Source organism: Acinetobacter sp. NPDC052428, from assembly GCF_044547685.1.
GTDB classification, from domain to species: Bacteria; Pseudomonadota; Gammaproteobacteria; order Pseudomonadales; family Moraxellaceae; genus Acinetobacter; species Acinetobacter lwoffii_G.
Window position 1 is genome coordinate 201,687 of sequence record NZ_JBIUAT010000001.1, and the last position, 14,744, is coordinate 216,430.

10 protein-coding genes, 8 tRNA genes and 1 pseudogene are annotated in these 14,744 nt (G+C 45.5%); 6 read left to right on the top strand and 13 right to left on the bottom strand.

What is annotated here, in order from left to right; all coding sequences use genetic code 11:
* The first annotated feature begins 70 nt into the window (after positions 1-70).
* From ACIG3F_RS00980 to ACIG3F_RS00990, 3 genes are all read left to right on the top strand, one after another.
* Entirely contained in the window at positions 71-631 is a 561-nt protein-coding gene (locus ACIG3F_RS00980; RefSeq protein ID WP_004280696.1) for a YcxB family protein, read from the top strand.
* 169 nt (positions 632-800) lie between these two features.
* Complete coding sequence (locus ACIG3F_RS00985) at positions 801-3,377, top strand: PepSY domain-containing protein (protein ID WP_396468995.1); 2,577 nt, start codon at positions 801-803, stop codon at positions 3,375-3,377.
* 98 nt (positions 3,378-3,475) lie between these two features.
* Entirely contained in the window at positions 3,476-4,270 is a 795-nt protein-coding gene (locus tag ACIG3F_RS00990) for a YdcF family protein (RefSeq protein WP_396468997.1), read from the top strand.
* 25 nt (positions 4,271-4,295) lie between these two features.
* On the opposite strand, the gene ACIG3F_RS00995 is transcribed toward ACIG3F_RS00990, so the two are convergent.
* From ACIG3F_RS00995 to ACIG3F_RS01045, 11 genes and pseudogenes are all read right to left on the bottom strand, one after another.
* The gene (locus tag ACIG3F_RS00995; RefSeq protein ID WP_005104048.1) at positions 4,296-4,757 is read right to left on the bottom strand and encodes a DUF2750 domain-containing protein; all 462 of its coding nucleotides are present in this window, start codon (positions 4,755-4,757) and stop codon (positions 4,296-4,298) included.
* Positions 4,758-4,829: 72 nt separating this feature from the next.
* Positions 4,830-4,905, bottom strand: a tRNA-Val gene (locus ACIG3F_RS01000).
* Between the two features lie 106 nt (positions 4,906-5,011).
* Positions 5,012-5,088 (bottom strand) — tRNA-Asp (locus ACIG3F_RS01005).
* Positions 5,089-5,100: 12 nt separating this feature from the next.
* A tRNA-Val gene (locus tag ACIG3F_RS01010) sits at positions 5,101-5,176 on the bottom strand.
* A gap of 69 nt (positions 5,177-5,245) precedes the next feature.
* Positions 5,246-5,322: transfer RNA gene (locus ACIG3F_RS01015), tRNA-Asp, on the bottom strand.
* A gap of 14 nt (positions 5,323-5,336) precedes the next feature.
* A tRNA-Val gene (locus ACIG3F_RS01020) sits at positions 5,337-5,412 on the bottom strand.
* A 21-nt stretch (positions 5,413-5,433) separates the two neighbouring features.
* Positions 5,434-5,510: transfer RNA gene (locus tag ACIG3F_RS01025), tRNA-Asp, on the bottom strand.
* 48 nt (positions 5,511-5,558) lie between these two features.
* Positions 5,559-5,635, bottom strand: a tRNA-Asp gene (locus ACIG3F_RS01030).
* Positions 5,636-5,663: 28 nt separating this feature from the next.
* Positions 5,664-5,739: transfer RNA gene (locus tag ACIG3F_RS01035), tRNA-Val, on the bottom strand.
* Positions 5,740-6,232: 493 nt separating this feature from the next.
* Positions 6,233-6,766 carry a cell wall-recycling L,D-carboxypeptidase ElsL gene (elsL, locus tag ACIG3F_RS01040; RefSeq protein ID WP_004731981.1) on the bottom strand — a complete coding sequence of 178 codons (534 nt, stop codon included), beginning with the start codon at positions 6,764-6,766 and terminating at the stop codon, positions 6,233-6,235.
* Between the two features lie 125 nt (positions 6,767-6,891).
* Positions 6,892-7,245: pseudogene (locus tag ACIG3F_RS01045) on the bottom strand (YbaN family protein); the annotation flags it as partial.
* A gap of 87 nt (positions 7,246-7,332) precedes the next feature.
* Here ACIG3F_RS01045 and ACIG3F_RS01050 point away from each other — a divergent pair.
* The 3 genes from ACIG3F_RS01050 (at position 7,333) to dapE (ending at position 9,731) form a co-directional block, all read left to right on the top strand.
* Positions 7,333-8,208 carry a DUF1853 family protein gene (locus ACIG3F_RS01050; protein ID WP_396469000.1) on the top strand — a complete coding sequence of 292 codons (876 nt, stop codon included), beginning with the start codon at positions 7,333-7,335 and terminating at the stop codon, positions 8,206-8,208.
* 112 nt (positions 8,209-8,320) lie between these two features.
* Complete coding sequence (locus tag ACIG3F_RS01055) at positions 8,321-8,473, top strand: entericidin A/B family lipoprotein (RefSeq protein WP_004280704.1); 153 nt, start codon at positions 8,321-8,323, stop codon at positions 8,471-8,473.
* A 121-nt stretch (positions 8,474-8,594) separates the two neighbouring features.
* The gene (dapE, locus tag ACIG3F_RS01060; RefSeq protein ID WP_396469002.1) at positions 8,595-9,731 is read left to right on the top strand and encodes a succinyl-diaminopimelate desuccinylase; all 1,137 of its coding nucleotides are present in this window, start codon (positions 8,595-8,597) and stop codon (positions 9,729-9,731) included.
* A gap of 65 nt (positions 9,732-9,796) precedes the next feature.
* Here dapE and ACIG3F_RS01065 read toward each other — a convergent pair whose 3' ends face one another.
* Positions 9,797-10,255, bottom strand: coding sequence for a hypothetical protein (locus tag ACIG3F_RS01065; protein ID WP_396469004.1), 459 nt, complete (start codon positions 10,253-10,255; stop codon positions 9,797-9,799).
* Positions 10,256-10,258: 3 nt separating this feature from the next.
* A complete protein-coding gene (locus ACIG3F_RS01070) occupies positions 10,259-14,701 on the bottom strand; it encodes an Hpt domain-containing protein (protein ID WP_396469006.1) in 4,443 nt (1,480 codons plus the stop codon).
* Positions 14,702-14,744: the final 43 nt, after the last annotated feature.

Here is a 14,744-nt window from a genome sequence, read left to right on the forward strand (position 1 = left end):
AACAATATACTCACTGAATTGGTACAATTAGTGCTAAACTTTTTACAGTTTAAAATCTGCTAATTTCATTATGACCGCGAAAAATTTATACGCTTATACCCTACAGCCTGTGAACTATGAAATTTCAGAAGCCGAGCAGCGTCATGCTCAGCTGGTGATCTGGCGTAGTACCAATAAAATTGGCATGAAAGCATGGCTGATCATGGGTGCTGTTGTTGCACTTTCTATTCTGGGCATTCTGCTCCTGAAGAACTATTCTACCGTGTTCTGCTGGGTGGCCATTGTCTGTGTGGTGTTGTATTACCTGATCCGTACCTTTGGTCTGGAATGGTATGTTAAACGCAAGATGAATGAATTTCCGGTACAGGAAATCAAAGGTGTTCGCCTGGGCGTGCAACCGCATGGTATCGTGATGCGCCAGAAAATGGGCATGCAGGAAGGTGTTGGCGCGATTAGCTGGAAAGACATCTATGAATGGTACAACACACCAGAATTCATGTTGGTCAATTTCAAAGTAAAAGGCCAGCAAGGCGCCTATATCCTGCCGAAACGTCTGGACAGCAAAAACTTCTCTTTCGCTACGATTCGCAAGCATCTGGAAGCAGAAGTCGGCGCAGCAAAACAAATCTAAACTGTTCTTTCTTCAGTGAAAAACCTCCTGCCCCGGCATGGAGGTTTTTTTAATCTCAAAATAATAAATGATAATGAGAATAAATATTATCCTCAACACCTATAATTCGGGCTCAAACTTCAGTTATAATTTTGCCACTTTTATAGATCTCACCCTTAATCTGACGACCATGTTTAAAAAGACATTTTTCCAAATCCACTGGTTTCTGGGGATTACAGCAGGTTTAATCCTCTCGATAATGGGGGTCACTGGCGCAATCTATTCCTATGAACAACAAATATTAAAATGGATGAATAGTGACAGTTATACGGTTCAGGTTCAACAACGTGACAAACTCACGCCTGCCGAGCTGTATCAGCACTTTAACCGTACTGCGCCTGACATGAAGATCAACAGTATTACCGTGGCACAAGATCCAAGTGCTTCGAGTACCGTGAATGTTGCCAAAGAAGGTGCACGGCGTGGTCAGAACATCATGATCAACCCGTATACTGCGGAAGTCTTGCCAGAGATTAAGGGTCGGGAATTTTTCCAGTTTGTTCAGCAACTGCATCGTAATTTGACGGTGGGTCCTGTAGGTAAGCAGATTACTGGTGCCTGTACCCTGATGCTGATCTTTTTTGTCTTATCAGGTCTGTACCTGCGCTGGCCGAAACGTCATTCGATCAAGCAATGGTTCTTTGTAAAACCTCAACTGAAAGGCCGTAATTTTATCTGGGATCTGCACGCTGTTGTGGGAACCTGGGTGGTGATTTTCTACCTGATTCTGGCCTGTACCGGTCTGTACTGGTCTTATGACTGGTGGCGCAATGGCATGTTTAAAGTGCTGGGTGTGGAACGCCCGCAACCGGAAATGCAGGCCAATGCCGGCAATAACCGTGGTGAAGGACGTCCAGGTGGCGAATCCGGTGCTCGTGGTGAAGGCCACAAAGGCCTCAGCCCTGAAGCTACTGTCCGTGCGTTAGAGCAGAGCTGGATTGGTTTTAACACTGAATTTTCAGATAAATATTCGACGGTAACGTTTAATCTTCCGAAAAAACCGGATGGCAACATGCAGCTGAGCTTTGTCGATCCAATCGCTCAGCATGAACGTGCACGAAACAGTGCTACTTATAATTACCAGACAATAGAATTTAGCGAAGTCGAGCTGTATGAAGATAAAAAGCTCAACGAAAAAATCATGAGCAGCATGTTACCGGTGCATCGTGGCAGCTTTTTCGGTCCGATCTACCAGTTCTTTACCATGCTCGCAGCCTTGTTAATGCCATTGTTCTTTGTGACCGGCTGGATGCTCTATCTGAAACGTCGCAAACAGAAACGCTTAACGCTGGCAGCACGTCAGGGTGCGACTTTAGTAAACCTAGATGAAAATTCCAAACCGTGGCTCATCGCGTATGCCTCACAAACAGGGGTTTCTGAGCAGCTGGCTTGGCGTACAGCAACTGCCCTGCAGGAAGCACGTCAACCGGTAACCGTCAAGCCGGTACAGCAACTGACGCTTGCCGATTTACAGCAAACCGAACAGGTATTATTTGTTGCCAGTACCTATGGCACGGGCGAAGCACCAGATCTGGCCTCTTCTTTTGAGAAAAAAATCCTGTCTGCTCAAGCTGATCTCAGTCATTTAAGTTATGCTGTATTGGCCTTAGGTTCTCAGGAATATCCAGACAGCTATTGCAGTTTTGGTCACCGTATTGATCAGTGGTTAAAACAGAATGGTGCCCAGCAGCTATTCAATACAATTGAAGTCGACAATGCCAATAACGAGCATATCCTGCAATGGAATACTGCACTGGCACAAGTCACTCGACTTGAGCTACAAGCGATGAGTATCGATAAGACCTTTGATCACTGGAACCTGAGTAAACGTGAAGTCCTCAATCCAGGTAGTCTGGGTGCGCCTGCCTTCAATATCGAACTGACCCCTGAGCATGAAGCCGTCTGGCAAGCAGGTGATATTGCCGAGATCCAGCCAGGAAATAGCCAGGAACGTATTGATGCATTTATGCAAAAGCACCAGATTGCAGCGGGTACACAGGTGCTTTCTGTGCAACAAAGTATTGAACAGGCACTCTGGGATCGTGATCTGACTCAGGCTGAACCTTTTGATTCTCTGGATCAGCTTCTCACGCAATTACCGGCTTTGGCAACACGTGAATACTCGATTGCCAGCATTCCAAGCCAGCAGGTTTTGCGTCTGGTGGTACGTCAGCAAACCGACACGAATGGTAATCTCGGTCTGGGTTCCGGCTGGTTGACTCAACATTCAGCGCTTAATGCACCCATTGCACTGCGTATTCGCAGCAATGAGTCTTTCCACCTGATTGATGACAACCGCCCGATTATCTGTATTGGTAATGGTACCGGGATTGCGGGATTATTAAGTCTGCTCAGTGCGCGTAACCGTCAGGACTATAGCCAGAACTGGCTAATCTTTGGTGAACGTCAGCGTGAACATGACTTCTTCTTTGAAGAAACCATTCAGGCCTGGCTGCAAATGGGAACCCTGAAGCGTCTCGATCTTGCATTCTCTCGCGACCAACAGGAAAAAGTCTATGTACACCATAAACTGCGTGAACAGGCTGAAGAACTGAAAGCCTGGATTGCTCAAGGTGCAGTCATTTATGTCTGCGGTAGCATCAATGGCATGGCCAGCGATGTGGATCAGGCCCTGACCGAGATTCTCGGTGAAACAATGCTAGATCAATTACGTCTGGATGGACGTTATCGCCGTGATGTATATTAAGATAACCTGATATGCTAAAAACCGGGCTCAATGGCCCGGTTTTTATTGAAGATACAAAAGCAATAATAAGAATATGAATAAGAAAAAAGGAACTCTGGATGCTCAATCAACTTAAACGAAGTCTTAGCCTGATCTTTGGCTTGATTCTATGTCTCAATAGCGTCTGGTTACTGAGCCAAGGTCAGAGGCATTTTGCTATTGCCTTGTCTACCTTCATTGGGGTGGCATTCATCCTGTATGCCTTGTTTTTTTCATCTATTCAGCGCTGGAAACAGAATTCCCGATTCAGAACCTTGTTCTGGAACAGTCTCTGGGGCGGATTTCTATTCTGGATCGTCAGTGTCGCGGCTTTCTTCGCTTATATCCAGATGTCAATCAACCCGACTGTTCCGGCACGACCTGCTGCAGCGATTTTAGTATTAGGTAGTGGTATTAATCAGGGTCAGCCCTCACCCATCTTAAAAAATCGTCTGGATACCGCAGCAAAATATGCAGAACGATATCCGAAGACTTTAATCATTATGACCGGTGGACGAAATTTCTGGGAGAGACAGAGCGAAGCTGAAGTCATGCAAAGTTATATCCATACGAACTATCCGCAGCTCAACAATCCCATTAGCCTAGAAGATCAAAGCAGGAGTACCCAACAGAACCTGCAATATTCTCAGGCAATATTAAAACAGCAACATATTGATCGAAATGAGCCAATTGCGATTGTCACCAGCGATTTTCACAGCCCTCGTGCTCGCGCCATTGCCAGACATCAGGGTTATCAACAAGTCATCAGCCTGAGTGCCAGCACACCCCAGAATGTTCGCTATAATTCCTGGTTACGCGAATATTTTGCTTTGATTAATGGCTGGCTACTGAATGAATATTCATTGTTCCAATAAACAAGCTGTTTTAAAAACAATAAATTTAATTTAAACGGATCTGCCTAGGCAAAGGCATATCCGGATTTTTAAACAGTTCAGGTTTTTGCACATAAATCTGATACAGATAATTTTTAATATCGAGTAATAATTTTTCCGGTGCCACCAGAATATTCTGTCCTTCCGGGGTCAGATCAAGCGAAACAATGGTACTTTCCTGACGTAAAAAGGGAATGACTTTCTCTACAAAATCCTTAAGACCAATTTCCTGAATCTCGTAATTTGCCCAATTGTCTTTAATCAGCAGTCGAGCCAGACCTTTACTTTGCCAGCAGGCAAATGCGCGTTGTCCGGTAGGCGTGGCACATAAGGCCCAGCCATCTTGGTAGAGTGCAAAAATGCCAGCATTGGCAACAATGGCTTCAATATATTGCTTATAAAGCTGTTGAGGATCGAAAGCAGTTTTTTGGGATTTGGTCGCGGCTTTGCGCTGATAGGGATTTCTCATAATCGTGAAATCTTAATATTATTATAATAGAATCAGATTCTAAGGAATAAATCGAGTTGAAGCAAGAAGATATGGTGGGCGCTGACGGGATCGAACCGCCGACATTCTGCTTGTAAGGCAGACGCTCTACCAACTGAGCTAAGCGCCCTGAGAAAAACAACAACGTTGTTTTAAATGACGCAAGACCAACAAGGAATGTAGTCTTGGTATCTTGAAAACTCAGATCTCAGGAATCCAAGCTTTTCATCTTAAGATGGCGCAGCGGACGGGGCTCGAACCCGCGACCCCCGGCGTGACAGGCCGGTATTCTAACCAACTGAACTACCGCTGCATCGTAAGAATCTGGTGGGCGCTGACGGGATCGAACCGCCGACATTCTGCTTGTAAGGCAGACGCTCTACCAACTGAGCTAAGCGCCCTGATAAAGAGTGTCAATCTTTAGTTTATTAAATTCAGGCTCAGGGACCTCAATTTAATTTCTTTTGAAATGGCGCAGCGGACGGGGCTCGAACCCGCGACCCCCGGCGTGACAGGCCGGTATTCTAACCAACTGAACTACCGCTGCATCGCAAAAGAATCTGGTGGGCGCTGACGGGATCGAACCGCCGACATTCTGCTTGTAAGGCAGACGCTCTACCAACTGAGCTAAGCGCCCTCAAAAGGTCTATCGTATAAATGGCGCAGCGGACGGGGCTCGAACCCGCGACCCTCGGCGTGACAGGCCGATATTCTAACCAACTGAACTACCGCTGCATTTACACAATGTCGCTATTGTGGCAAACGAAAATCAAGATCTTAAAGTGGCGCAGCGGACGGGGCTCGAACCCGCGACCCCCGGCGTGACAGGCCGGTATTCTAACCAACTGAACTACCGCTGCAACTATAAGGTCTCAACATGAAAGAGCTTGGTGGGCGCTGACGGGATCGAACCGCCGACATTCTGCTTGTAAGGCAGACGCTCTACCAACTGAGCTAAGCGCCCTTTCTAAACGTCTATCATCGTTTGATGGGTGCATTATAGAGAATCTGCACAGCCTGTCAAACGCTTTTCGGAATGTTTTCCACTTTTTAGGTGTGAGTGATTAAAAAATAGGTTGTTTGTTAAAAAAAACAACACTTTTTGTTTATTTTTTAAGTCTCTACCGAAATTTTTTAATTTTCAAAATGAAAATTGAAGCGAAATTTTGTGTTTTACCCTGCGAAGTTTCAGTCTAACCACACGACATATTCCAATTCTGATTAAGGATTATACAAAGCTTTAAAATACTCGACGTTGTGTTCATGTAATCTTTCAACTGTCATTTATTTTTATTCAGAAAATGCCAGTAAATCTAAACTTCAAATAATCATTTAACCCATTCCATGCGATAAAAATACCATCTGGATCAGATTAATCAATCTTTTCTGCTGTCTCCACCAAGCAGATTCAGTCCATAAAAACAAAACCATTTTCACATAATCTTAAAATCTAACTTTTATTCGCTTTTCGAAACATTCAGCCTGCCCAGATCTAATGCCTGTTCTGAAATATAGACCAGTGCATCTTCACTGATCAGGTCAAATAATTCAGCGACCTCCGGATTACGCATACGGATACAGCCGTGCGACAGCGGCTCTCCCATCTTTTCGGTTTCTGGGGTGCCATGAATATAGATATAACGCTGATAGGTATCGCAGCCCTCGCCTTGATTAAAACCCGCTTCAAGGCCACTCAGCCATAAAATGCGCGTCAGGATCCAGTCCCGCTGCGGGAATTCTGCCGCCAATTGGGGATTATAAATTTCACCCGTCGCCTGACGTGCGACAAATACACTATTTAAGGGAGCATTCTGACCAAACTTTTCAGCAATCTTGTGCCAGCCACGAGGAGTCTTGCCACTATTTTCAGTTTCACCAATGCCATTTTTGCCACTGGAAATCAGATATTGCTTGTTTAGACGGGGCAGATACAGTTTTTGTTGGGCAAGATCAATCAGGATATCGGCTTGATCCAGATGCAAGGTATTCATGACTTGTTATTCTCAGACTCTATTTTATTTGGCTTTATAGGGTTTAACTGATTATCTTCAGATGGCGCTGTTGGTAGATCTGTCTTTTCTGGGTCAACTGTATTTTGCTGAATAAGGATCTGATTCGGTTCAGGGCGTCGCCATAACCAGATCGCGACGATCAGCATCGTAATATTGGTAAAGGCTTTTACGGCCAAGGGTGCAGTAGTAAACAGCATGATGATCCCGCTGATCAGCATCATGATACTGGCCAGCCATTTGGCCTTACGCGGTACAGTACCGTGGGCACGCCAATCTCTTAAGGTCGGACCATATTTGGGATGATTCAATAACCAGTCATCCATTTGCGGCCAGCCTTTGGATGCCGCCCAGGCCGCCAGAATCAAAAAGACCGTTGTTGGCATACCCGGCAGGATTGCACCGATAAAGCCCAGGATCACAAACAGCACCACCAGACTTCGCCAAAACAACACTTTCATACATCAACCCTAGCCGCAGAATTCAGGTAGTATAAAGCGTTTTCCGATACTGTCCGTTGTATTTCTGCACTTTTCACAGGTTGTACTATGCCCTTTTCCAGTTTAAACCAAAATCTTGTAGAAGCATGGCAACGTTATCAACATCCTCTGGTGCGGCAACTGGCATTTGCTGTTGGCAGTCCGAATATCCTGTCCCATGTTCCAGATGAACTTGAGCTCATACATCGTTTTGAGTTGCATGACAGCCAGACCTGGCAGCGACATCTTAACCATTATCATCCACGCTTGGAATTTCTTGATCAGCATCCAAAAGAATTAATCGAATTTGTACAGCAACTAAAAAGCACACGTTTGGGGCTGCGTTTTGAAATGCTGGTCTGGTTCTGGTTGCTCGATGATGCTTACCATCCCTATCGGCTGCTTGGCCATAGTCTGCAAAAAATTGAAGGCGCCAAAACCTTGGGTGAGCTGGATTTTCTGCTATTAAATACTGATACAGGACAGATTGAACATTGGGAAGTGGCATTGAAATATTATCTGGCCGAAGCAGATTTTAGCCTGCCGCATTGGTATGGCCTAAACCGCACCGATACTTTAATCAGAAAAATGAAACATTTCACACAAAAACAATTCCAGTTTGATGAGGCTTTGCAGCATCCCATTCAAAGACGGTTTTGCGTCCTCAAGGGACAGCTGTATTTGCCTACACATCATGCCGATCAGCCAATTCCCTCATGGATCAATACCGAGCGTCGTCTGGGCTTATGGGGACAGCATATTCCTGCTGCACAGCACGGTTTCTATCGTCTGCAACGACATGAATGGATTTATCCGCAAGCCCGGCCGAGCAGTTCAGCTGCGATCTGGTGGACGGATGGACTTTATAAAAAACTCGATAGTGATGACTTTTATATGTATCGCAATCCGGTGCTGATCCAGCATCCATCGCATAAGCCCCTATAAAGCATTACATTTATTAACCGAAGCACTATGAAAACCACATATTTTTTAGAGCGTATATTTTCTACTCTAAGTCCCACATCATAATAATTTTATTATTGATTATACGGAGATGATGATGAAAAAAATTCTTGCTGCTTCATTAATGATGGCTTTTGTATTGACTGGCTGTAACACCGTAAAAGGCATGGGCAAAGATGTGTCTAAGGCTGGCGATGCGGTAACCAATACTGCTGAAAAAACCTCTGACGAAATCCGTCAAAACTAGTTTTTTCCTAAACGCTCACAGAACCCTATCCCAGATAGGGTTTTTTTATATCAGTCGTTCACATTCAAGCCTATATTCGCCTATTATAGAGCCGAAAAAATTATCGACTGTTGAATACCGTATGAGCTCTTCCGCTACCCTCGATTTAAGCCTGCAACTATTACGTCAGCCTTCTGTCACACCGATTGATCATGACTGCCAGAACATCATGGCTGAACGTTTAAAGAAGATTGGTTTCAATATTGAATCCATGCGCTTTGAAGATGTAGATAATATCTGGGCACGTAAAGGCACAGAAGGTCCGGTCTTCTGTTTCGCTGGCCATACCGATGTCGTGCCAACAGGGAATCTGGATGCCTGGAACTCAGATCCTTTTTTACCAGAAATCCGTGAAGGCAAACTTTATGGTCGTGGCAGTGCTGACATGAAGACGGCTTTGGCAGCCATGGTAGTTGCAACAGAACGTTTTGTTGAAAAATATCCGAATCACAAAGGTTCGATTGCCTACCTGATTACTTCAGATGAAGAAGGTCCATCGATTAACGGCACGGTGAAAGTGATTGAAACACTGGAAGCGCGTAATGAGAAAATTACCTGGTGTCTGGTCGGTGAACCATCAAGTACTAATAAACTGGGCGATATAGTCAAAAATGGCCGTCGTGGTTCATTAAATGCCAACATTACAGTCAAAGGCAAACAGGGTCATGTGGCTTATCCGCATCTGGCCGTGAATCCGATTCATACCGCTTCTAAAGCCATTGCTGAACTGTGCGACACAGTCTGGGATCATGGCAACGAATATTTCCCGGCGACGACCTTCCAGATTTCCAATATCAATTCGGGTACAGGCGCAACCAATGTTGTTCCCGGCACCATGAACCTATTGTGCAACTGGCGTTATTCAACTGAAGTGACCGCCGAAGAACTCAAAGCACGTACTTTAGAAATTCTGGATCGTCATGGTGTGGACTATGACATTTCTTGGACTTTATCTGGCCTGCCTTTCCTGACGCCAGTTGGTGAACTAGTAAATGCAGCTAAAACCGCCATTCTGAATGTGACGGGGACTGAAACTGAACTATCGACTTCGGGCGGTACCTCAGATGGCCGCTTTATTGCCCCTACCGGCGCACAGGTACTGGAACTTGGCGTATTGAATGCCACGATTCATCAGATCAATGAACATGTCGATATTGCAGACTTAGAGCCATTGGCTGAAATTTATGAGCAGATCTTGGTCAACTTACTTGGGAATTAAATAAATAGATGACGTAATAAAAAAGGAACTCCATGAAGTTCCTTTTTTATATTTTATAGTTTGAATTACAGCCCGATTGCAGCCTGAATATTCGTCATATTCGGAATATGGAACAGCTGTTCGTTCATGCGCACATATTGAAAGATGGCAGGATCATTCACCGGCTGATCGACATCGACCACTTCAGAAATACGGATCCGGATGGTTTTCGGCATTTCATTGCACATCAAGGCAAAGCGCTGAGTGATTTCATCACCCTCAATCACCAATGCCACCCCATTTTGACGTGAAGGATCATTCACTGCATAGACCGGCAATTGGGCTTCATGCCACTTCACTATCTTAACCTGGGTATTACTATCCAGTGCTGACAGGACAATGTTTTGTGGCAATAACATCGGATCTTTGCCATGACAATCAATAATATAGGCATCAATAAATCCGGTCGATACCGTAATCAGATGCTGAAGTTCCTGCTGGCTAATCTGATCAGCCATTTTATTGCTTGAATTGGTCTGACTCATATATTACCTCTGTTTTTCAGCAATCAGTTGCTGGATATTGGCCAGCAGCTCCGCTTCCTGGAACGGTTTACCCATATAGTGCGTTACGCCCAAGCTGAATGCACGTTCACGATGCTTCTCACCGGTACGTGAGGTAATCATGATAATCGGCAAGTCACGGTGAATATCATGGTGACGAACCAGATTGGTCACTTCGAAACCGTCCATGCGCGGCATTTCGATATCCAGCAACATCAGATCCGGTCTGACGTTTTCAAGCTGCTCGATCGCATCTACGCCATCTTTGGCAGTGACAATATCATAGCCTTGACGTTCAAGCAGACGCGACGTCACTTTACGTACAGTCACCGAGTCATCGACAATCATCACCAGACGACGTGCATTTGAATTACGCGAACCATCACGCTGATCATTCAGCTGTTTGACACGCTGTGTCGCCTGAATCTGGCGGGCAACATTCTGTCCATCGAGAATCAGACAGACCTGACCATCACCCAGAATCGTGGCACCGGCCACTACCCCGACGTTGGCAAACTGCTGTCCAATCGGTTTTACTACAATCTGCGCTCGTGAACCGACCAACTGATCGACCAGCAAGGCAATGGTTTGACCACTATTACCTTTAATCAACAGCACCGGCAATGAATGACCAACATTATTCAGACGTGGAATCGGCTGGTTGCCAACAAACTCAGACAGATAACGCAGCTTATAGTTTGCGCCATCGATCTTGAAATAGTCATCTTTACTGTTGAAATAGCTTTCCAATGTGGTCGGTGCAATACGCACAATTCGGTCAATCTGCGCCAGAGAAATCGCATATTGCTGATCGCCCACTTTCACCATCAAGGCATCGCTGACCGCTACGGTCGTCGGTACGCGAATCGTAAAGACCGTACCCTTGCCCAGTTCCGAGCTCACTGACACATGGCCGCCCAGTGATTTGATCTCGCTTTGTACCACATCCAGACCGACACCACGACCAGAAATCTGGGTCACTGCTTTCGCGGTACTGAAACCAGGATGGAAGATAAATTGCAGGATTTCTTCCTGATCAATGACTTGATCCGCTTTGATTAGATCCAGACTCAGCGCTTTTTCACGAATCTTCTCCGCATCGATCCCCTTACCATCATCACTAAAGGACACAATTACATCGGTTCCCTGACGGCTGATGTTCAAGACAATAGAACCGACTTCCGGCTTGTTCAGTGCGATACGATCTGCAGTATCTTCCAGACCATGGTCAATCGCGTTACGCAGCATATGCTCAAATGGGGTGACCAGACGCTCGAGAATGTTACGATCCAGTTCACCTTCGGTATTCTGTACGATCAGTTCTGCAGGACGGTTCAAGGTGGTCGAGGTTTGACGCACGATACGCTGTAAACGCGGCAACATCCGATCAAATGGAACCAGACGGGTACGCATCAGGCTTTCCTGAATCTCGGCCTGAATACGGGATTGTTGCAATAACAGACCTTCAGTTTCGCGAATCTTGTCGGCCAGTGTACTCTTGAAGTCGACCAAATCTGATGCAGATTCTGCCAGTGATTTAGACAGCTGGTTGAGCGACGAATACTGGTCCATTTCCAGCGGGTCAAAGTCAGCATAGCGCGAGTTCTCTGAACCGTGTTTGGCAATAATCTGTGATTCCAGCTCGCCTTCCATTCGACGTAACTGATCAGCAAGACGTTTGATCGCCAATTCCATCTCGTTCAAGGTATTGCCCAGCTGGCCCAAGTCCATCTCGATACGCGAACGGTTAATCGAGTTCTCACCGGACAGGTCAATCATCTTCTCGACCAGATCAGCAGAGATACGGATCATCTCGTTATTGCTATCGCTGGTGCCGCTATTCGCCCACTCACCCATCATCTGTGGCGGCTCAGTACCATCACCTTCAACAAAGCCGAAGTCGGTACTGACCACCAGATTATCTGTTTTCGCCAGACGCTCAGGCAATTGCGCAGTAACGTCCACATAAGCAATCTTTTTCAGACTGCTGTGCAGCGGCTCAAAACCGTTATAGTCACGCTGGAAAATCGCCTGTCTTAACCAGACCAGCGTTTTCTGCAATAAGCCATCATAGGCATTCGAGTTAAATTGATAGACCGCAAACTGTTCGAAAGTTGTTTCCAGCTCATAGGCGATACTGGCCACTTCTTCAACATCAATCATACGTGCACCACCCTTGATACTGTGGGCAGCACGCTGTAATTGCAGCAATAAACTACGGTCACTACGCTGATCAAACCATTGATTGAGGAGCTTCTCGGCATTCGCCAGAATCTCTTCGGATTCTTCAAGGAAAGATTCTTCAACAATCGATTTCAGTTCGTCTTCTTCAGAGCGTTCTACTGGTGTGTCTTCAGTGGCCTCAGGAGATTCCAAGATTTCCAGTAATTCTTCAGCTTCAGCCAGATCAGTTGCAGGCTGTTCAGTCGTTGCTGACTCTTCAAGTTGCGGTTCAGGAATTGATGTCGCTTCGACCTCTGTAACTTTAACTCCAGTGTTCGCGCTCTCCACAGCAGCAACAGCTTGTCCAGAAACCAATGCCTGAATATTTTGCAGAATCGCAATCGCTTCTGGTGCAGGATAATCAATACCGTCTTCCCGAATAGATTGAATACGATCGGAAATGTTGTCCTGAACCAGACGAATAATCTGGATTAAAGCAGGTGTCACGGCAATTTGCTGACGGATCACCCGCTCATAAATACTTTCCAGTTCATGCGCAATCAAACCGATATGCGATGCTGCGATCATGTTTGCACCACCTTTTAAGGTATGCAAATGACGCATCAGATTATTCAGCGAGGTTGTATCGTCCTGTTTTTTGCTCCAGGTATTTAGATCTTCATCAATGCCTGCCAGCAATTCATCCGCTTCTTCCAGGAAGATACTTAGTAATTCTTCATCAAAATCACGGTTAGTTTCAGCACTTTGCCACTGCTGACGATCCGCAGCGATGCGTTGAATCAAACCAGCAAAATCGACACTGCCAGTCTCGGCTACTTGTGTGGTTTCTGAGCTTAGCTCAACATTCTGATTGCTAGTATCTTCAGCAAATATCTCGAGATCCTGCTGCACAAATGCAGACAGTTCACTGAGTATTTTTTGAATCTCATCATTCAGAATGACGCGCTGTCCTGCGGCCAGGGTATCAAATAAATGAATAAATTCCTGGTGTGCCTGTGCGAACAGCTCATAAGCATAATCACTGTTTAGCAGCACTGGCTTTTCAAGCAGCGCATCATAAGCCGATTTCAGATCGGCAGTGAATTCATGAATTCCCTGCGCTGCCCGGCTTTCTGTATGTGCCAGCAATTCCGCAGCCTGCTGGCTGAGTGCCTGAATATATTCCGGATAATCGACTTGGGCACGTTTATCAAATTCAAACTCGGCATCCAATAACAGATCAATATCCAGCTCAACCAGTTTGGACACCAAGCCTTGCGTCTGAATGCTATTGGTTTCAATAACTGCAAAGCCATAATTATTCCAGACACGCTCAAAGGTGGCATATACCGCATCCAGTTTTGCAGTATTGCCCTGACGTAGCAAATGCAGATAGTCACTGACAAACTCGGCATACTGAATCAGTAAAGCAGTTTCTTTTGAGGTTGAGACAATTTCATCTTGCAGCAGGGTTTTGAACAGATGCTCTACTTTAGAGCTGGCCTCAAAAATCTGGTCAATCTGCGCCATCGATGAACTGCCGCGCAAGGTATGAATCGCACGAATCAGCGCATTATAATCTTGTGATTTTTCATCTTCAGTGCGAAGGAAAGTCGCAATCGTATCCAGATGCTCTTCTGCTTCTTCAATAAAGATCGCCACAGTTTCTTCGATATCACTGCGAACCGGTACTTCTACTGGCGCTATTGTTAGCTCAACTTCACTTGGCTCATTGTCTGCAAGCTCAAGACCTGTCATCTGACCTTCAGCGGTCAAATGATCTGCCAATGCCAGTAATTCTTCCAATGCAGGTTCAGGCGAAATTTGTTGTTGTAATTGTTGTCCCAACAGCACCATTGGACGCAGATCGAGATCAAATTGCTGTACATGTTTGAATTTTGGATATAAAGCATATTGATAGACATTCAGTACCGCTTGGGCAAATTTCTGTACCGTCGGTGTTAGCTGAATCGAACCGGACAAAACCCGGTTTAAGGTATCTTCAACCGCCCAGGCCATTTCCCCTGCCGATTTTGCCCCGACCATGCGGCCTGAACCTTTCAGGGTGTGAAAATGGCGGCGAATGGTCTTCAGATTTTCTTGATGATCTGGATTGCTCAACCATTCTGGAAATAAAGCATTTAACTCAACGAAGATCTCTTCGATTTCCTCAACAAAAATTTCAAGAATTTCTGCATCTTGGTCAAGATAACTATCTTCAGGAAGCGTTGTCGTTTCAACTAAATTTTTTAATATTTCTTTCATAGCTCATGCTTCTTACGTTATGCCGCCAAGAAGGGCGCTCAAA

Bases quoted from the DNA above. Each gene is read 5' to 3' on its own strand.
- ACIG3F_RS01055 (WP_004280704.1), top strand. From the start codon at position 8,321: ATGATGAAAAAAATTCTTGCTGCTTCATTAATGATGGCTTTTGTATTG.
- ACIG3F_RS00990 (WP_396468997.1), top strand. From the start codon at position 3,476: ATGCTCAATCAACTTAAACGAAGTCTTAGCCTGATCTTTGGCTTGATT.
- ACIG3F_RS00995 (WP_005104048.1), bottom strand. From the start codon at position 4,757: ATGAGAAATCCCTATCAGCGCAAAGCCGCGACCAAATCCCAAAAAACT.
- ACIG3F_RS01065 (WP_396469004.1), bottom strand. From the start codon at position 10,255: ATGAGTCAGACCAATTCAAGCAATAAAATGGCTGATCAGATTAGCCAG.
- dapE (WP_396469002.1), top strand. From the start codon at position 8,595: ATGAGCTCTTCCGCTACCCTCGATTTAAGCCTGCAACTATTACGTCAG.
- ACIG3F_RS00980 (WP_004280696.1), top strand. From the start codon at position 71: ATGACCGCGAAAAATTTATACGCTTATACCCTACAGCCTGTGAACTAT.
- elsL (WP_004731981.1), bottom strand. From the start codon at position 6,766: ATGAATACCTTGCATCTGGATCAAGCCGATATCCTGATTGATCTTGCC.
- ACIG3F_RS01070 (WP_396469006.1), bottom strand. From the start codon at position 14,701: ATGAAAGAAATATTAAAAAATTTAGTTGAAACGACAACGCTTCCTGAA.
- ACIG3F_RS01050 (WP_396469000.1), top strand. From the start codon at position 7,333: ATGCCCTTTTCCAGTTTAAACCAAAATCTTGTAGAAGCATGGCAACGT.
- ACIG3F_RS00985 (WP_396468995.1), top strand. From the start codon at position 801: ATGTTTAAAAAGACATTTTTCCAAATCCACTGGTTTCTGGGGATTACA.